The organism is uncultured Microbacterium sp., from assembly GCF_947632095.1.
Lineage (GTDB): Bacteria > Actinomycetota > Actinomycetes > Actinomycetales > Microbacteriaceae > Microbacterium.
This window is the reverse complement of record NZ_CANROA010000009.1, coordinates 22517-39403: the sequence shown is the minus strand read 5'-3', so window position 1 is coordinate 39403 and position 16887 is coordinate 22517. Positions and strand designations below refer to the sequence as shown.

16 protein-coding genes are annotated in these 16887 nt (G+C 67.0%); 9 read left to right on the top strand and 7 right to left on the bottom strand.

Annotated elements, in window-relative coordinates:
• Window positions 1-17: 17 nt before the first annotated feature.
• A complete protein-coding gene (nucS, locus tag Q0Z66_RS04445; protein WP_298038242.1) occupies window positions 18-713 on the bottom strand; it encodes an endonuclease NucS in 696 nt (231 codons plus the stop codon).
• 9 nt (window positions 714-722) lie between these two features.
• A complete protein-coding gene (locus tag Q0Z66_RS04440; protein WP_298038239.1) occupies window positions 723-1961 on the bottom strand; it encodes an MFS transporter in 1239 nt (412 codons plus the stop codon).
• Window positions 1962-2020: 59 nt separating this feature from the next.
• Between Q0Z66_RS04440 and Q0Z66_RS04435 the strand changes: the two genes are divergently transcribed.
• Window positions 2021-3085, top strand: coding sequence for a LacI family DNA-binding transcriptional regulator (locus Q0Z66_RS04435; protein WP_298038236.1), 1065 nt, complete (start codon window positions 2021-2023; stop codon window positions 3083-3085).
• 12 nt (window positions 3086-3097) lie between these two features.
• On the opposite strand, the gene Q0Z66_RS04430 is transcribed toward Q0Z66_RS04435, so the two are convergent.
• Window positions 3098-4612, bottom strand: coding sequence for a hypothetical protein (locus Q0Z66_RS04430; protein WP_298038233.1), 1515 nt, complete (start codon window positions 4610-4612; stop codon window positions 3098-3100).
• Between the two features lie 148 nt (window positions 4613-4760).
• On the opposite strand from Q0Z66_RS04430, the gene Q0Z66_RS04425 reads away from it, so the two are divergent.
• The 7 genes from Q0Z66_RS04425 (at window position 4761) to Q0Z66_RS04395 (ending at window position 12665) form a co-directional block, all read left to right on the top strand.
• Window positions 4761-7703: a Na+/H+ antiporter subunit A gene (locus Q0Z66_RS04425; RefSeq protein WP_298038230.1), complete on the top strand. Its 2943-nt coding sequence runs from the start codon at window positions 4761-4763 to the stop codon at window positions 7701-7703.
• The gene (locus Q0Z66_RS04420) at window positions 7703-8284 is read left to right on the top strand and encodes a Na(+)/H(+) antiporter subunit C (RefSeq protein WP_298038226.1); all 582 of its coding nucleotides are present in this window, start codon (window positions 7703-7705) and stop codon (window positions 8282-8284) included. The genes Q0Z66_RS04425 and Q0Z66_RS04420 overlap by 1 nt, the downstream gene beginning before the upstream one ends.
• A complete protein-coding gene (locus tag Q0Z66_RS04415; RefSeq protein ID WP_298038225.1) occupies window positions 8281-9840 on the top strand; it encodes a Na+/H+ antiporter subunit D in 1560 nt (519 codons plus the stop codon). Before Q0Z66_RS04420 ends, Q0Z66_RS04415 begins: the two co-directional genes overlap by 4 nt.
• Window positions 9837-10436, top strand: a complete 600-nt coding sequence (locus Q0Z66_RS04410; RefSeq protein ID WP_298038223.1) for a Na+/H+ antiporter subunit E — start codon at window positions 9837-9839, stop codon at window positions 10434-10436. The genes Q0Z66_RS04415 and Q0Z66_RS04410 overlap by 4 nt, the downstream gene beginning before the upstream one ends.
• The gene (locus Q0Z66_RS04405; protein WP_298038221.1) at window positions 10433-10702 is read left to right on the top strand and encodes a monovalent cation/H+ antiporter complex subunit F; all 270 of its coding nucleotides are present in this window, start codon (window positions 10433-10435) and stop codon (window positions 10700-10702) included. Before Q0Z66_RS04410 ends, Q0Z66_RS04405 begins: the two co-directional genes overlap by 4 nt.
• Window positions 10699-11088, top strand: coding sequence for a monovalent cation/H(+) antiporter subunit G (mnhG, locus tag Q0Z66_RS04400; protein ID WP_298038218.1), 390 nt, complete (start codon window positions 10699-10701; stop codon window positions 11086-11088). Before Q0Z66_RS04405 ends, mnhG begins: the two co-directional genes overlap by 4 nt.
• 203 nt (window positions 11089-11291) lie before the next feature.
• Complete coding sequence (locus tag Q0Z66_RS04395) at window positions 11292-12665, top strand: MFS transporter (protein ID WP_298038216.1); 1374 nt, start codon at window positions 11292-11294, stop codon at window positions 12663-12665.
• 111 nt (window positions 12666-12776) lie between these two features.
• On the opposite strand, the gene ehuA is transcribed toward Q0Z66_RS04395, so the two are convergent.
• The 4 genes from ehuA to Q0Z66_RS04375 are packed head-to-tail and all read right to left on the bottom strand — an operon-like array spanning window position 12777 to window position 15870.
• The gene (ehuA, locus tag Q0Z66_RS04390; RefSeq protein ID WP_298038308.1) at window positions 12777-13553 is read right to left on the bottom strand and encodes an ectoine/hydroxyectoine ABC transporter ATP-binding protein EhuA; all 777 of its coding nucleotides are present in this window, start codon (window positions 13551-13553) and stop codon (window positions 12777-12779) included.
• 22 nt (window positions 13554-13575) lie between these two features.
• A complete protein-coding gene (gene ehuD, locus Q0Z66_RS04385; protein ID WP_298038215.1) occupies window positions 13576-14241 on the bottom strand; it encodes an ectoine/hydroxyectoine ABC transporter permease subunit EhuD in 666 nt (221 codons plus the stop codon).
• The gene (locus Q0Z66_RS04380; RefSeq protein WP_298038213.1) at window positions 14238-14972 is read right to left on the bottom strand and encodes an amino acid ABC transporter permease; all 735 of its coding nucleotides are present in this window, start codon (window positions 14970-14972) and stop codon (window positions 14238-14240) included. Before Q0Z66_RS04380 ends, ehuD begins: the two co-directional genes overlap by 4 nt.
• A gap of 10 nt (window positions 14973-14982) precedes the next feature.
• Window positions 14983-15870 (bottom strand): transporter substrate-binding domain-containing protein, encoded by an 888-nt coding sequence (locus Q0Z66_RS04375; RefSeq protein ID WP_298038210.1) that lies wholly within the window; start codon window positions 15868-15870, stop codon window positions 14983-14985.
• 237 nt (window positions 15871-16107) lie between these two features.
• On the opposite strand from Q0Z66_RS04375, the gene Q0Z66_RS04370 reads away from it, so the two are divergent.
• Window positions 16108-16869, top strand: coding sequence for a GntR family transcriptional regulator (locus Q0Z66_RS04370; protein ID WP_298038209.1), 762 nt, complete (start codon window positions 16108-16110; stop codon window positions 16867-16869).
• Window positions 16870-16887: the final 18 nt, after the last annotated feature.

The window sequence follows — 16887 nt, the reverse complement described above, 5'->3', positions numbered from 1 at the left end:
CGGCCGGGTGAGACAGATCAGAACAGGCGCGGCACGCCCGACTCGACGCCCTTCATGTCGTCGTAGTCGAGAACCAAGCAGCGGATGCCGCGGTCCTCGGCGAGAACGCGGGCCTGCGGCTTGATCTCCTGCGCGGCGAAGATGCCGGTGATCGGAGTCAGGTGCGGGTCGCGGCCGAGGAGCTCCAGGTAGCGGGTGAGCTGCTCGACGCCGTCGATATCGCCGCGGCGCTTGATCTCGACGGCGATCGCGGCGCCGTTCGCGTCGCGCACCATGAGGTCGACGGGGCCGATCGCCGTGGGGAACTCGCGGCGCACGAGGGTCGTTCCCTCACCGATGCGCTCGACCTGTTCGGCGAGAAGACGCTGCAGATCGGCCTCCACGCCGTCCTTCTGCAGGCCGGGGTCGATGCCCAGGTCGTGCGAGGAGTCATGGATGACCTCGTAGATCTGCACGCGCAGCGCGTCGCCGGTCTTCTTGTGCGTCACGCGCCACACATCGGTCACACCCGCGGATGCCTCTTCCTCTCCCGGCTCCTCCGACACCAGGGTGCACGGCGGGCTCATCCAGTTGAGCGGCTTGTAGCTGCCGCCGTCGGAGTGGATCAGGAGGCTTCCGTCGCCCTTGTGCATGAGCACGCGGGTTGCGAGGGGCAGGTGGGCGTTGAGGCGACCGGTGTAGTCGACGGAGCAACGGGCAATGACGAGACGCACCCGACGAGCCTACTTCGTGACCGCGGGAACGGCTGCCGGTTCGGTGTGCTTCAGAGGGCGGGTGGCTCCGGTGAAGAGACCGGATGCCACGACGAGCCCGGCGATGATGAACAGGGTATTCAGCAGGCCGATGTGCTCGCTGATGACGCCGAGCACCGGGGGACCGGCGAGGAGCGCGACATAGCCGATGGTCGCGGCGGCACTGACGCGCGCAGCCGCCTTCTCGGGGTCGTCGGCGGCGGCCGACATGCCCAGGGGGAACCCGAGGGATGCGCCGATTCCCCACAGTGCCGCGCCAATGAAGACGAACGGCAGCGAGGGCGCGAGGATGAAGAGCAGCAGACCGGATGCCGCGGCCACGGCGAGGACGCGCAGGACGATCACGCGCCCGAATTGATCGACGAGCGGGCCGCCGAAGACACGGACGGTCGTCATGCAGATGGAGAAGACGGTGAGCGCCGCAGCCCCCATCGCCGCACCTCCGCTGTGATCCTCGGTGACGGCCAGGGCCAGCCAGTCGTTCGCGCCGCCCTCGGCGAATGCCATGCCGAGCATGACGATGCCGATCGCGTAGGTGCGGGGCTCGCGCCAGGCCGAGAGGGCGACGTGCATGCGCTCGCGCCAGTGCGGCTTCTCACCGGGCGATACCGGGTCCTGCGCGGTGGCGCGGGCGGGGACGTTGGCGAAGCAGAAGAATGCGCCGATCGTGATGAGGACCGCGACGGCGATCGCGTGCACGGCGACGCTGATGTGGGCGTTCGTGGCCGCCCAGCCGAAGCCCGCGCCGATGACCGTTCCGAAGCTGAAGAAGGCGTGGAACAGGGGAAGGATCGTCTTCCGCGCATGCTGCTCGATCGCGGTGGCCTCGACGTTCATCATGACGTCGAGGCATCCGTTGCCGTAGCCGAAGAGCGCGAGTCCGGTGACCACCAGCGGGAATGAGGCGAAGACGGTGGTTCCCAGCCCGATGAGCACGAGGCCGGCTGAGAGCATGATCATGAGCCCGAGCATCCCGTGGCGTGCACCGGTGCGCGCCATCACCGCGGGGCTCGTGGAGATGCCGATGATCGAGGCGAGGCCCATCGCGAGAAGGAGCAGGCCGATCTGCGAGTTGGAGATCTCCAGCGCCGATTTGATGTCGGGCAAACGCGCCGCCCAGGTGGCGATCGAGACGCCGCTGGCGAGGAAGATGGCGAAGATCGCGTTGCGCCAGCGAACGTACTGCGCGCGGGAGAGGACCGATTCCATGCATAGAGCGTATCGAATCGATTCGACCAGCGGAACTCGCGGCCGGGTATTCTCGAGACATGGCCGATTCCAGCGCAGCCCGTCGGGCCACCATCTCCGATGTCGCCCGCGAGGCAGGGGTCTCGATCTCGACGGCATCCGTCGTCTTCAGCGGCAAGGCGAAGGTGTCCGAAGCGACGCGAGCGCGCGTGATCGCCGCGGCCGAGGAGCTCGGGTACACCGGGCCGGACCCGATGGCGGCGTCGCTGCGCCGCGGTCGCAGCGGCATCGTCGCGGTCGTGCTCGAGGGGCCGCTGCGCGCCGCCTTCCTCGACCCGGTGACGATCCCGATGATGGATGGCATCACTGATGGGCTCGCGTCTCTCGGCGCCGGCGTTCTGCTGCTGCGCGACTCGGCCGAGGACGGGGATGCCCCGAACCTGACGACCGCGCCGGTGGACGCCGTCGTGCTGATCGGATGCTCCGGTCGAACGCGGGATGCCCTCGAGATCGTCCGAACCCGTGGCCTGCCCGTCGTCGTCATCGAAGGAGACGCGGGGGACGGGATCCCCCAGATCTCGCTCGACAACCGCGACGCGTCAGCCGCCGTCGCGGCCCACGTTCGCGATCTCGGTCACGAGCGGGTGGCGACCATCACGCTGCCGCTTACCGGCGAAGCCGAACGCGGTGACGTCGATGACGCGCGTCTGAGCACGATGACGGTCGACGTCACACGCGATCGACTCGCAGGCGTCCGCGATGTATTCCCGAATGTGCATGCGTGGTCGGCGGGTGGCAGCTCGATCGACGAGGGCCTCATCGCCGGGCGGGATCTGCTCGCCGACGAGGACCGGCGCCCGACCGCGATCATCGCGCAGAGCGATCTGCTCGCGGCCGGTGTGATCCGCGCGGCCGAGGAACTCGGACTGCGCGTGCCCGAAGACGTCAGCGTCTGCGGGTTCGACGGCATCCGCGTCGACGGGATCGGCGACCATGTGCTCACGACCACCGTGCAGCCGGCGGTCGAGAAGGGGCGCGCCGCGGGGGAGCAGATCGCACGGATGCTGCGCGGCGAACCGGCAGACTCCCTGCACTTCACCTGCCGCTTCCGCGCCGGCACCACGACGGCGGCCCCGCCGGCCTGATCGCCAGGACCGTCAGAGAGGCAGGGGGCCCAACGGCAGGGCGTTCGGCGCGAAGTCGTGGATCGTGTAGCGGCCGCAGTCGATCGACCCCGTCGGCAGCAGATCCGAGCCCAGCTCCCAGAAGGAGCTGTTCGCGTCCTCGACGAGGAATGACACCTCGCCGATCGTGAAGTCCTGACGATTGATGAGCCACGGGTACGGATTCAGGCGATGGTCGACCTGCACGAGCTGCGATGCGTCGTCGAGGTGCAGCTTGGGCAATCGGACGGTCCAGAACTGGCCCGCTCCTGTGCGATCGGATGCGGTGACCCACTCGTTCACGCACTGCAGATCGGCGTCGAGCACGCGTGACGCCGCAGCCGCGCGGGGGACGCTGAGGGTCGCCGCCGCGACGGCGATGACCGCCGCGGAGGCGGTGACGGCCAGCATCGCCTTTCGGGTCGGGAGAGGGCGAATCGACGAGGGCGAGGCGACGAGCGCGAGGAGCGGGGCGAACGCGGCCGGCTCGAGATAACGGGCCGCGTGCGTGCCGAGCGCGATGGCGCCGATCGTGACGCACAGGGGAAGCGCCCATGCGGATGCGGCGACCAGACGCTCTCCGGTGCTCTGCGCTCGAATCGTCCGCCGAACCGCGAGGGCGAGGAGCGCGATGAGGATGATGGCGGCGACTGCTCCCAGAGGCGTCATGACCCGGTCTGCGAGAAGAGCGCCGTAGTAGCGGAGGGACTCGGGCCAGAGTGCGGGCTGAGCGTAGCCGATGCCATCATTACCGATGTATGCGGAAAACGGAATGCGCGCGAGTGCGCCGACGACAGAACCGCCGACGAGCCAGCCGAGAAGCGGGAGCGCTCGTGCACGCGAGCCCTGGTATGCGGCGGCGATCGCGAGCAGGACGCTGAGTGGCAGGGTCGCCCAGGCCACGAAGAGCGGGTTCGACAGCACGGAGATCGCAGCGACGGCCGCCAGGAAGACCGGCAGAAGCCTGCCTGCTGAGGGACGGTCGAACTCGCGCCGGATGAGTCCGACGCTCAGCAGGACCGCGATGATGGTCGCCGAGTAGTACGTCGTGGTCAGAAGCAGCGAGGCGAGCTCGAACGAATCGCGTGAGGCGGACGCCTCGGTCACCGCGAGCACGCAGAACAATGCGATGGCGAGGACGGGCCACAGCACGGGGGAGCGGTTCGCTCGCCGTGCGCCGGCGACGAAGCGCAAAGCGCCGTAGAGGGCGAGCACGTTGAGCACGGCGTTCACGACGAGAAGCGCATTCGTGCCGATGCCGAACAGGGCGCCGATCGCCCACAGCATCCCGAACACGACGAGCTCCGGCAGGAACAGGACGCTCGAGAGCACCCAGTCGAAACTCTCCCCATCGGCGACCGACCGCACGAGAAGCGCGACCACGAGCGAGTCGCCGTCACGGAAGAGCAGTTCACCGCGGTCGGATGCCGCGACCTGCCCGACGGTGATGATGGCGAGAAGCGCTGCCCAGACCCATCCGCCGACTTCTCTGATCCACGTGCGTTGCATCCGGCTACTCTCGCACGGCGTCCCGTGCGTACCGGAATTCATGAGCGAAAGCGGCGGAACCGGCGTCCGGAGCTCTGAGCGCCGGGTAAACTGTGAAAAACCCGCCCGCCTGTGCCGTGTGGCCGACGAGCCATTTGAGGAGCCGCCGATGCTGTTGCTCCTCGCCGTGTTCTTGCTCGGGTCGCTGATTCTTCCCGCGCTGGTCCGCTGGCTGGGTGCACAGGCCTTCGCCGTCGCCGCTCTCATTCCCGCAGCGGCATTCGTGCAGGCGCTCATGATGACGCCGCGCGTGCTCGACGGCGATGCGCCGTTCGAGAACATCGAGTGGGTCCCGCAGCTCGGCCTGAACCTGTCCATGCACATGGATGTGCTCGGGTGGCTGCTGACGCTGATCGTCACCGGCGTCGGAGCACTCGTCCTCTTATACTGCCGCTGGTACTTCTACGAGAACTCGGCGGAGCTCGGCCAGTTCGCCGGTGTCCTGCTCGGATTCGCGGGTGCGATGTACGGCCTCGTCCTGACCGACGACCTCGTTCTCCTGGTGATGTTCTGGGAGATCACCAGCATCCTGTCCTACCTGCTCATCAGCCACTACCGACGTCGTGCGGCCAGCCGTCGTGCGGCGCTGCAGGCGCTCCTGGTCACCACGCTGGGCGGTCTGGTCATGTTCGTCGGCGTCGTGCTGATCGTCGTCGACGCCGGCACCTCCAGCATCATCGAGATCCTCCAGGACCCGCCCGCCGGGCCCATGATGAACGCCGCGATCGTCATGCTGCTCGTCGGCGCGCTGAGCAAATCGGCCATCTTCCCCTTCCACTTCTGGCTCCCGGGCGCGATGGCGGCGCCCACGCCGGTCAGCGCCTACCTGCACGCCGCGGCGATGGTCAAGGCGGGCATCTATCTGATCGCCCGCTTTGCCCCCGTCTTCGCCCTCTCCGAAACCTGGCGGCCGATCGTCATCTCGCTCGGTGTCTTCACGATGCTCCTGGGCGGACTGCAAGCGCTTCGGGAGACAGACCTCAAGCGCATCCTCGCGTTCGGAACCGTCAGCCAGCTCGGTTTCTTCACCGTCATCGTCGGGTACGGAACACAGGCGACGGCCCTCGCCGGCCTCGCCCTGGTCATCAGCCACGCACTGTTCAAATCGGCGCTCTTCCTCATCGTCGGCGTGATCGACCGCCAGCTCTCCACCCGAGACATCGACGAGCTGTCCGGCGTCGGTCGACAGGCCCCTGTGATGGCGACCGTCGCCTTCATCTCGGTCGCCTCCATGATGGGCATCGCCCCCACCATCGGCTTCGTCGCGAAGGAGTCGGCGCTGACCGGACTGCTCGACGACGCCATGGGCGGCTCGACCTGGGGACTCGTCGCGCTGATCGGAATCGTCCTCGGCTCCGTTCTCACCGCGGCGTACGGCATCCGATTCCTGTGGGGAGCGTTCTGGAAGAAGCGCGACCGCCAGGGTGTGATCAAGCCCGATACTCTCTGGCCCGACCCGCCCGTCGGCTTCCTCTCCTCTCCCATCATCCTCGGCGCGCTCACGATCGCCGCGGGCATCGGAGCGCCCGCGATCGACGTCGCCCTGCACGGCTATGCCATCACTGCGACGCCGGGCCTCGACGCCGACGGAATCCCCGTGGAGGGCCCCGGACACCTCGCCCTCTGGCACGGATTCGAGCCTGCGCTGGGAATCTCGGTGCTGTCGATCCTGCTCGGCATCGGCCTGTTCCTCGTCACCCGTCGCACCGGTTGGGATCGCAAGCCCCGGATGCTGGGATTCACCGCCGCCGACGTCTACTTCTGGGTCATGCGCGGCGTCGACCGCCTTTCGGTCGTCGTCACGACCCTCACCCAGCGCGGCTCGCTGCCGGTCTACGTCGGCACCATCTTCGTCGTCTTCCTCGCCGCCGAGACCACCGCCCTGCTTGCGAGCGACATCGACCGACTTCAACTCTCGGCCTGGCACACGCCCACCCAGATCGCGGTCGCGCCGATCATGGCGATCGCCGCGGTCTTCGCCGTGCAGGCGCGCAAGCGCTACACCGGAGTCGTCCTCGTCTCCGTCACCGGACTCGGCATGGTCGCGCTCTTCGCGACCAGCGGAGCGCCCGACCTCGCTCTCACACAGATCCTCGTCGAGACCGTCACCATGGTGACGTTCGCGCTCGTGCTGCGCCGGCTGCCCTCGCGCATGGGAGAGCACAACGCCTCGGTGTCCCGCATCCCCCGAGCCATCCTCGCGATCGGAACCGGCGTCATGATGGCCTTCGTCGCGGTCGTTGCGACGCAAGCCCGCGTCGAGGCGCCGATCTCCCTGCAGTTCCCCGAACTCGCATACACGCTCGGCCACGGCCAGAACGTCGTCAACGTCGCCCTCGTCGACCTGCGCGGCTGGGACACCATGGGGGAGCTCTCGGTCCTCGTCCTCGCGGCCACCGGCGTGGCGTCCCTCGTCTTCGTCACGCATCGCGCCGACATGCTCTCGCAGCGTCCCGCGCTGCCCAAGCGCCTGCGCCGCAAGGCCCGCATCGCACCGCTCGTCGAGACCACCGAGGGAGTCCGCTTCCAGACCGCGGAGAACCGCAGCGCCCCGCGCGCCTGGCTCGTGGGCGGTCAGCAGATGAAGGACGAAGACCGATCGATCCTTCTCGAAGTGATCGTCCGCGTGCTCTTCCACACCATCATCGTCGTGTCGATCTACCTGCTTTTCGCCGGACACAACCAGCCCGGCGGCGGCTTCGCCGGCGGTCTCGTCGCGGGCATGGCGCTCGTCATGCGCTACATCGCCGGAGGCCGCTGGGAGCTCGGCGCGGCGGCGCCGACCGATGCCGGCCGTCTGCTCGGCTCGGGACTCTTCCTTGCCGTCGGCGCTGCCGTCGTGCCCCTGTTCTTCGGGATGTCGCCGCTGGCGAGCACCTTCTGGGAATGGGAGATCCCCGGGATCGGACACATGGAGTTCGTCACCTCGACGATCTTCGATATCGGCGTCTATCTCGTCGTCATCGGGCTGGTGCTCGATGTGCTGCGCAGCCTCGGCGCTGAGGTCGACAAGCAAGCCCAGCAGATGTATTCGCGGGAGGTGGGCGTCTGATGGACATCTCTCTGACCCTTGTCATCGTCATGGCCGTGCTGTTCGCCGCCGGCGTCTACGCGATGCTCGAGCGCAGCCTGACGCGTGTGCTGATCGGATTCATGCTGCTCGGCAACGCCACCAACCTTCTCCTGCTGATCGTCATGGGCGTCCCGGGGAACGCGCCGTTCTTCGGATACAGCGACCTCAGCGACCCCCTGCCCCAGGCGCTCACCCTCACGGCGATCGTCATCACCTTCGCCGTGACGGCGTTCCTCCTGGCCCTCATCTACCGCTCCTGGCAGCTGGGCCAGGCCGACACCGTCGAGGACGACGAGGCCGACATCGCCCTGCGCGAGCGCACCGACGAGGACGAAGATGTCATGGACGACGAGGACGACACGGAAGACGAAGAGGCCACCACCGACTTCGTCGACGACCGCACGTCGCCCATCACCGTCCTTCACATGCGCGACCACCCCGCGATCGACGACCAAGCACCGGTCGATCAGGTCCACCCGTCGGCACCGGATGTCGTAGCCCAGGCATCCGAGGACGGCGAGCAGACAGCATCCGATGACGACGAAGGGGACCGCACATGAGCGCACTCGTCCCCCTGATCGTCGCCCTGCCGCTGCTCGGCGCGGCCATCACCCTCGTCTTCGGGCGCAGCCCGCGACTGCAGGTCTTCGTCACCGTCGTCTCCCTCGCCGCCGTCGCGATCATCGCCGCCGTGCTGCTGGTCACGATCGACGGCAGCGCGCCGATCGCCGTCTCCGTCGGAGGCTGGCCGGTGCCCTTCGGCATCGTGCTCTACGTTGACCGGTTCGCAGCGCTGCTCGTCCTCATCTCGAGCATCGTGCTCGTCGCCGTTCTGCTCTTCTCCATCGGCCAGGGAGCAGCCGACGGCACCGACGAGACGCCGATCTCGATCTTCAACCCCTCATACCTGATCCTCGCAGCGGGCATCTTCAACGCCTTCATCGCCGGCGACCTGTTCAACCTCTACGTCGGCTTCGAGATCCTCCTCGTCGCCTCCTACGTGCTCATCACACTCGGAAGCACCGAGTCGCGCATCCGCACCGGCGCCGTCTACATCGTCGTCTCGCTCGTCTCCTCGATCATCTTCCTCGCAGCGATCGCCATGATCTACGGCGCCCTCGGCACCGTCAACATGGCGCAGATCGCCGAACGGATGAGCGAGCTGCCGCAGGACACGCAACTCGTCCTGCACCTCATGCTCGTCGTCGCCTTCGGCATCAAGGCCGCCATCTTCCCGGTGTCGTTCTGGCTGCCGGACTCCTACCCGACCGCGCCCGCACCGGTCACCGCCGTCTTCGCGGGCCTGCTCACGAAGGTCGGCGTCTACGCGCTCATCCGCACCGAGACGCAGCTCTTCGCCGACAACGACATCAACACGCTGCTGCTGATCGTCGCTCTCGCGACCCTCGTGATCGGGGTCTTCGGCGCCGTGGCGCAGGCCGAGCTGAAACGAATCCTCTCGTTCACGCTCGTCAGCCACGTCGGCTACATGATCTTCGGCCTCGCGATCGCGACACCCGCAGCGATCGGCGCAACGGTCTACTACATCGTGCACCACATCGTCGTGCAGACGACCCTGTTCCTCGCCGTCGGACTCATCGAACGCCGGGCCGGCAGCACCTCCATCCTGCGGGTCAACGGACTCCTCAAGGTCGCCCCGCTGCTCGCCGTTCTGTACTTCGTACCCGCCATCAACCTCGGCGGCATCCCGCCCTTCTCCGGATTCATCGGCAAGTTCGCGCTGTTCGAAGCCGCGGCCCAGGTGGGCACGCCCATGATGATCGTGCTGATCTTCGGCGGCATCCTCACCTCGCTGCTCACCCTCTACGCCCTCATGCGCGCCTGGAACCTCGCCTTCCTGCGCGAGGACGAAGACCCCACCGAGACCGAGGCCGACCGACGGATCTCCTACCTCGACAACGCGCCCGCCGCCGATGAGCAGCAGGAGCGTCGCCGCATCCCGCGCATCATGACCGTCGCCACCGGCGGAATGGTGACCGTCACCCTCGCGCTGACGATCTTCGCCGGTCCGCTCTACGCGCTGTGCGACCGGATCGGCATGTCGCTCCTCGAGCCCGTCAACCTCGTGCAGCTCGAAGAGGAGGTGGCACCATGAGCCCCGACAGCGCCCGCGGCATCCTGCGCGACATCTGGACCCAGCTTCCGTTCCTCGCCTGGCTGATCCTGCTGTGGATGCTCGTCTGGAACCAGTTCACGGTGCTGTCGCTCATCACCGGATTCCTCGTCGCGATCTTCGTCACGCGCGTCTTCCGACTGCCGACGATCGAACTCTCCGGACGCGTCAACCTCTGGTACGCGGCCCTCTTCGTCGTCCAGTTCCTCTGGGCGGTCGTCGTCGGCGCGGTATCCGTCGCCGTCCAGGTGTTCGACTTCCGACGCCAGCCGGGCGTCGCGATCATCGCTGTGCCCCTGAAATACGCCGACGACATGATCATGACCCACGTCTCGGTCACCTCATCGCTCATCCCCGGTTCGCTCGTCGTCGAGACGGACCGCAAGCGCCGTGTGCTCTACCTGCACATCATCGGCGTGCGCACCCGGGCCGAAGCCCACGCGACGCGCGATGAGATCCTCCGTTGGGAGAAGCGGATCGTCCGGGCCCTCGGAACCCCCGCACAGTACCGCGCCCTGCGCGAAGACGAACGGCGCTCGCAGGCCACGCAGAATTCCGCAACAGGGGGCGCCCGATGAACGTGCTCATGGGTCTGATCATCATCGTCTTCGGCATTGCCGCGATCCTCACGGTCTTCCGCATCATCCGGGGACCATCCATCCTCGACCGTGCCGTGGCATCCGATGTCCTGCTCACCGAGGTCATGTGCGTGATCGGCGCCGAGATGGCGATCAACGGGCACACCCGAAGCATCCCGGTCCTGCTCATCATCGCCGCCGTCGGCGTCTTCGGATCCATCGCCGTCGCGCGCTACGTCGCGAGAAGGGACAACACGACCTCATGAACATGTTCGGAATCGTCGTCCCGGATGCGGTCATCGACATCGCCGTGCTCGTGCTGATCCTGCTCGGCGCGATCCTCTGCCTCTCTGCCGCGGTCGGCCTGCTGCACTTCAAGGACGTCCCGTCACGGCTGCACGCCGCGACCAAGCCCCAGGTGCTCGGCGTCATCCTCATCTGCCTCGCGATCGCCCTCGCACAGCGCTCCGTCGGCGGCATCCTGCTCGGAATCGCCCTCGTCGCGCCCATCGTGCTCATGCAGTTCGCGACGGCCCCGCTGTCGGCGCACATCGTCGGACGCCAGGCCTACCGAAACGGCACAGCGGATGAACGCCGCCTCGTCGTCGACGAGCTCGCCGAGTCGAAGCAGACCCCGCCCGGCGCCGGCTGAACCCCCGCCGCCGCTGAACGGGCTCGTGCCCTCGCGCCCTCGTGCGCAATTCAGGAGAATCTGCCGCGATCCTTGCGAGTCAGGCGATTTCGACCGGGCGGGTCCAAGAACTTCAGGAGTTATGCACGCTGCAGAGCTGTTCACGTTCTGTTACCGGAACGGCGGTCGACGCGCGCGCAGTCCGGAGCGTGCCAAGATGATGTGTGACATCGCACGACCCCGCACCGACTGAGAACCCGTCCCGCCTCGCTCGACTCAGCGCCGGAATCCGGGCAGCGCTCGACGACAGCGTGCTGCGCGCGCTCGTGGCGTCCTCATCCGTCTCCCGCATCGGCCGCGGCGTCTTCTTCGCGATCACGGTGCTGTACTTCACGCAGATCCTCGGACTCACCGGTACGGAAGCGGCGCTCGTGCTCGCGATGGCGAGCGGCACCGGTGTGCTCGCGTCGTTGCTCGGCGGGTGGCTCGCAGACCGGTGGAGCGCCAGGCGGATGACTTTCGCGTTCGAAGCCCTCGGGGGAGCGCTGCTCGTCGCATACGCCTTCGCCGGGGACTTCATCAGCGCGCTGATCATCGCGTGCACCAGCAACTTCTTCGACACTCTCGGCCACTCCTCGCGCTCGGCGATCATCGCCCGTGGCTTCACCGCCGACAAGCGGGTGTTCACCCGCGCCGTCCTGCGGACCGTCACGAACGTCGCCATCGCCGTGGGCGCCGGCATCGCCGCAACCGCCCTCGCGATCGGCACCGGGGCGTCGTACCGTGCGGTGATCATCGTCGCCGGTGTTCTCGGTGTTGTCGGCTCCCTGCCGCTGCTCGGCCTGCCGGCTCGCGTCGACGCTGCGCCGCGCGCCACCACCACCAGCATCCGCACCGAGACGGGCTCGATCGACACAGTCGCCCAGGGGGAAGCCGAACGAGCATCCCGTCGCGAGTGGAATCGCCGCTCGCCCTGGCGAGACCCCCGCTACCTGCTGCTCGCACTGCTCTCCGCGGTCTTCGGCATGCAGTTCGGGGTCGCCGAGGTCGGAGTTCCGCTGTGGGTCACCAGTGCGACCGAAGCCCCGGAGGTGATCGTCGCCGTGCTGCTCATCGTGAACACGACACTCGTGGTCATCTTCCAGGTGCCGCTCTCGCGCGGCACGCACGATGTGCGCACGGCGGGACGGGTGACGATGATCGCCGGATGGCTCATGGCCGCGGCCTGCATCGTCTATGCGCTATCGGCGGGGCATCCGACCTGGGTCGCCATCGTCCTCCTCATCATCGCCGCCCTGACCCATACCTTCGCAGAGGTTCTCTCGCAGGCCGGCGCGTGGGGACTGAGTTTCGAGCTCGCCGACCCGCAGCGCGCCGGTGCATACCAGGGGGTGTTCGGCATGGGCTTCTCCCTCTCGGCGCTCGCCGCCCCGCTCGTCGTGAACGCCACGGCGATCCAGATGGGGATGGTCGGCTGGATCATCCTCGCCGTCGTGTTCCTCGGCGCTGCGGTCGGCATCGCGGTGATCGCGAAGCGTGCTGCCGCCGCGATCGAACGCGAAGCGGCGTCCCACAACCCGAGCGCAGCAGCGGTCTGACACCGGCTCCGCAACAACCCGGCTGCCGTTTCGACGCGTCGACGGGCCCAGCGGTAAGCAGGCGGTATTGCTGTCCGCCGTTCTCCCTCTCGCCTCGCGCCGCCCGGTCGCTCAGAGCACGGCGGAGAGGAAGTCGCGGGTGCGCTGCTCCTGCGGGGCGCTGAAGATCTGCTCGGGGGCGCCCTCTTCGACGATGCGTCCGCTGTCGAACATGAGCACGCGGTTCGATACGTCGCGGGCGAACTGCATCTCGTGGGTGACGATCAGCATGGTGACGTCGGTTTCGCGGGCGATGTCGCGCAGGATGTTGAGCACTTCGCCGACGACCTCCGGGTCCAGGGCGCTGGTGACCTCGTCGAGCAGGAGGATTTCGGGCTCCATGGCGAGGGCACGGGCGATGGCGACGCGTTGCTGCTGGCCTCCGGAGAGCTGGGTCGGGTGGGCATTCTCCTTATCGGGCAGCCCGACCTTCTCGAGCAGAGCGCGGCCCTTGGCGATGGCATCCTTCTTCGACATGCCCAGCACGTGCACGGGCGCTTCGATGATGTTCTCGATCACGGTCATGTTCGGGAACAGGTTGAACTGCTGGAACACCATGCCGATGCGCTTGCGCATCTCGTTCTTGTGCTTCTCCTTGAGGGGGATGCGCTTGCCGTCGCGCTCGAAGTGCGTGAGGGGCTTGCCGTCGATGGTGATGTATCCGGCGTTGGCCTCTTCCAGCGTCATCACCAGGCGGAGGATGGTCGTCTTGCCCGATCCGCTCGGGCCGATCAGGGTGACGCGGTCGCCGCGGCGCACCGTGAAGTCGAGATCGTGCAGCACGATGTGGTCGCCGAAGCGTTTCTCGACCTTGTCGAAGCGGATCGCGGGGACGTCGCCCTCATCCAGCGAGATGGCGCCGGTGTGGGTTTCACGCGGTGGTGTATTCAAGACGTTTCTCCAATCGCCTGGTCAGCAGGGAGCTCAGGTAGCTCGCGACCAGGTAGATGAGTCCGGCGATGATGATCGCCTCGACGTAACGGAAGTTCTTGCCGCCGTAGAGCTGCGCCTGGCGCACCATCTCGGTGACGGTGATGACCATGAGGAACGGGGTGTCCTTGAACATCGAGATCACATAGTTGCCGAGGGAGGGGAGTGTCGAGCGCAGCGCCTGCGGAATGATGACCGCCGCCCAGGTGCGCCCGCGGGACATGGACAGCGCGGTGGATGCCTCCCACTGTCCGGGCGGCACGGCCTCGATTCCGGCCCGATAGACCTCGGCCATGTAGGTGGCGTAGTGGATGCCGATGATGACGATCCCGAGGACGAGCGGTGAGACCGTGGTGAAGACGTAGTAGGCGAACAGCAGCTGCACGACGAGCGGCGTCATGCGCACGAAGTTCATCAGCAGTGTGATGATCGAAGCGATCGGGCGGGGTGCGGTGCGTCGTCCGAGGGCGATCGCGAGTCCGAGCACGGCGGCGATGATGCTGCCGATCACCGTCACGACGAGTGTGACGGTGAGGAACTTCATGAGGATGTCGGGGAATGACGCCGCGGCGTGGTCCCAGTTCCAGAATCCGGTGTCTCCGTTCATCCGAACTGACCCGCTCCCTGCGCGTCCGGCATCGGGGTCGTCGTGATCGTGTCGCGCCATTTGCCGCCCTGGCCGAGGCGGTGCTTGGCGCGGGTCTCGAGGGCGTTCATGACGAGGGTGAGTGCGTAGGCGATGGCGAAGTAGATGAGGAGTCCGAGCGTGTAGGCGAAGAACACATCGGTCTGCACGCGGAGGCGGTTGAGCTCGGCGGTCAGGTCGACGATCGTGATCAGGTAGACGACGGCGGTTCCCTTCAGCAGCTGGATGAGCAGGTTGTTGAGGGAGGGGAGCATGAGCGCCCATGCCTGCGGGAAGATCACTCGCCACATACGGTGGGTGCGGGACAGGCTCAGGGCTGTCGTGGCCTCCCACTGCCCGGCGGGCACGGAGTTGATGGATCCGCGCACGACTTCGGCCCCGTAGGCGCCGTAGTTCATTCCGAGGGCGAGGATGCCGGTGAGGACGGCGGGCAGCTGGATGTGGAAGGGCGGCAGCGGCAGCACGAAGAAGAAGAAGAACAGCTGCACGAGCAGAGACGTGCCGCGGAACAGCTCGATGATCGTGCGGGCGATGCCGCGCAGAACGACGTTCTCGAACCTCGAGAGAAGCCCGAGTCCGATGGCGACGACGAACGCCAGGAGCGCGCCGCCGGCAGTCAGCTGCAGGGTCATGAGGACCCCGTCGATGATCTGCGGCAGCGCTCTCCCGAGCGCTTCGAAGTTTTCCGTCATTGCGCTGCGATCAGCCCAGCTCGCCCGCGCAGAGCTGCTCCGTGGTCAGATCTGCCGGGGGCAGGTTCTCCGCGGTGAAGCCGAAGGGTTCGACGAGGTCGAGGTAGGCGGTCTCGTCGCCGGTGATCTTGGCGAGCTCGGCGTTGTAAGCCTCGAGGAGCTCGGTGTCATCCTGGCGGAAGACGGTGGCTCCGGCTCCGATCTGTGCGACGCCGTCGATCTCCTGCACGAATGCCTCGGTCGTCTCGACGCTGTCCATGCCTTCGGTCATCCAGTTCAACGAGACGGCGGTCAGTGCGAAGGCGTCCGCCCGGCCGGACTGGACGACCTCGATGCCGGCCTGTGCGCTGTCGACCTGCACCGTGTTTCCGATGCCGAGGTCGGTTGCGTAGCCCTCTTCGATCGCGCCGGACTGCACGGCGAGGGTGACATCGTCGGCTGCGGCGACCGAATCGAGGTCGCTGAGGTTCTTCGGGTTTCCGGATGCCACGACGAGAGTTGTCGTGTACATGATCTCGGGGTCGCTGAACGCGGCTTCGGCGCAGCGCTCGGGCAGGATCGACATTCCGGCGCTCACGGCGTCCCAGCGCCCGGCATTGAGCCCGGGGATGAGGGAGTTCCAGTCGACCTCTTCGATTGTGATGTCGTCGATTCCGAGGTTCTGGAAGATCTGCTCGTGCATCGCTATCGTGGCGCCGGTGGCTTCGCCGCCCTCGACCCAGGAGTAGGGCTGTTCGGAGGCGATCGCGAGAGTGATCGAGCCCTCCTGCTGGGCGCGCTCCAGCGTATTCATGCCGTCGGAGCCGCCGCCGTCGGATGAGCAGCCGGCCAGGAGGCCGAGCGTCAGGGTCCCGATCGCTGCTGTTGCGATCCCGAGTCGTATGTTTCTCTTCGTCATGATGTCCTCGCGTTCCGTATCGGCGGTCTCGCGGCGCGTCATCGAAGCGCCGTTGGCCGTGCCCCAGACTAGAGAATCTGTCGAGGTATGTACAGTCAGACGCGCAGATTGTCGACACGTATACAAAAACGTGATCATGCGGCAGACTGGGGAACCCGGCGTCGACTTCGCTTCAGGGCGTCCGAGGATCGAGAATGAGATGTTCGCGGTTTTGCGCGACGGTTGGAAGGGATGCACATGGCTTCACACACCCCTCGCGCGGTTACGCCGATCTCGATGGTGCGGGTCGCTCGCCCTTCGACCGTCGACCTCATCACGGCCGAGCTCCGCAAGGCGATCTACACCGGTGCGCTGCCTGTGGGGAGTCCGATCGGTGAAGTGGAGATGTCGTCTCAGCTCGGGGTCAGTCGTAGTCCCCTGCGGGAGTCGACGCAGCGTCTCGTGCAGGAGGGGCTGCTGACGGCATCCCCCGGTCGTGGGATGCGGGTGAGTGTGATCGGACCCGAGCATGTAGCGGATGTCTACGACGCCCGTCTCGCGGTCGAGGCCCAGGCGGCGCGTCTCATCATCCGCGGTGGGGCGCCCTCGGTGCTGGAGCACTTGGAGAACGCCTATCGCGAGCTCGTCGAGCTGAGCGAGAGCACCGATGCCCGAGCCATCGGCGATGCCGACCTCGACTTCCATCGTCTGCTCGTGGATTCCGCCGGCAGTCGGCGCCTCTCGCACTACATGTCGACCCTGGTGATCGAGACGCGGGTCGCGAGCCTGAGCGACCCGAACGGCTACACGGTGCGCCGTTCGGTCTCAGAGACATACCGGCAGTTGCTCGACGCCCTCGCGGCCGGCGATGCCGCCGCTGCTTTTTCGGCCCTTGAGCGTCAGTTCGCCGAGGCGGTCGCTCGTCTGACGGGTCAGGATGAGTCGGTCGACACCGTCGAGACACCGGAAGACGAAGAGCCGCCCAGTATCGGTCCGATCGACTTCGCAGACGAGCGCTGACCGGAACGACCGAACCTG

What these genes read in the sequence shown, in the direction of transcription:
- Q0Z66_RS04370 (WP_298038209.1), top strand. Translation starts at nt 16,108, where the DNA reads ATGGCTTCACACACCCCTCGCGCGGTTACGCCGATCTCGATGGTGCGG.
- Q0Z66_RS04420 (WP_298038226.1), top strand. Translation starts at nt 7,703, where the DNA reads ATGGACATCTCTCTGACCCTTGTCATCGTCATGGCCGTGCTGTTCGCC.
- Q0Z66_RS04380 (WP_298038213.1), bottom strand. Translation starts at nt 14,972, where the DNA reads ATGACGGAAAACTTCGAAGCGCTCGGGAGAGCGCTGCCGCAGATCATC.
- Q0Z66_RS04415 (WP_298038225.1), top strand. Translation starts at nt 8,281, where the DNA reads ATGAGCGCACTCGTCCCCCTGATCGTCGCCCTGCCGCTGCTCGGCGCG.
- mnhG (WP_298038218.1), top strand. Translation starts at nt 10,699, where the DNA reads ATGAACATGTTCGGAATCGTCGTCCCGGATGCGGTCATCGACATCGCC.
- Q0Z66_RS04425 (WP_298038230.1), top strand. Translation starts at nt 4,761, where the DNA reads ATGCTGTTGCTCCTCGCCGTGTTCTTGCTCGGGTCGCTGATTCTTCCC.
- Q0Z66_RS04375 (WP_298038210.1), bottom strand. Translation starts at nt 15,870, where the DNA reads ATGACGAAGAGAAACATACGACTCGGGATCGCAACAGCAGCGATCGGG.
- Q0Z66_RS04440 (WP_298038239.1), bottom strand. Translation starts at nt 1,961, where the DNA reads ATGGAATCGGTCCTCTCCCGCGCGCAGTACGTTCGCTGGCGCAACGCG.
- Q0Z66_RS04410 (WP_298038223.1), top strand. Translation starts at nt 9,837, where the DNA reads ATGAGCCCCGACAGCGCCCGCGGCATCCTGCGCGACATCTGGACCCAG.
- Q0Z66_RS04430 (WP_298038233.1), bottom strand. Translation starts at nt 4,612, where the DNA reads ATGCAACGCACGTGGATCAGAGAAGTCGGCGGATGGGTCTGGGCAGCG.
- ehuD (WP_298038215.1), bottom strand. Translation starts at nt 14,241, where the DNA reads ATGAACGGAGACACCGGATTCTGGAACTGGGACCACGCCGCGGCGTCA.
- Q0Z66_RS04435 (WP_298038236.1), top strand. Translation starts at nt 2,021, where the DNA reads ATGGCCGATTCCAGCGCAGCCCGTCGGGCCACCATCTCCGATGTCGCC.
- Q0Z66_RS04405 (WP_298038221.1), top strand. Translation starts at nt 10,433, where the DNA reads ATGAACGTGCTCATGGGTCTGATCATCATCGTCTTCGGCATTGCCGCG.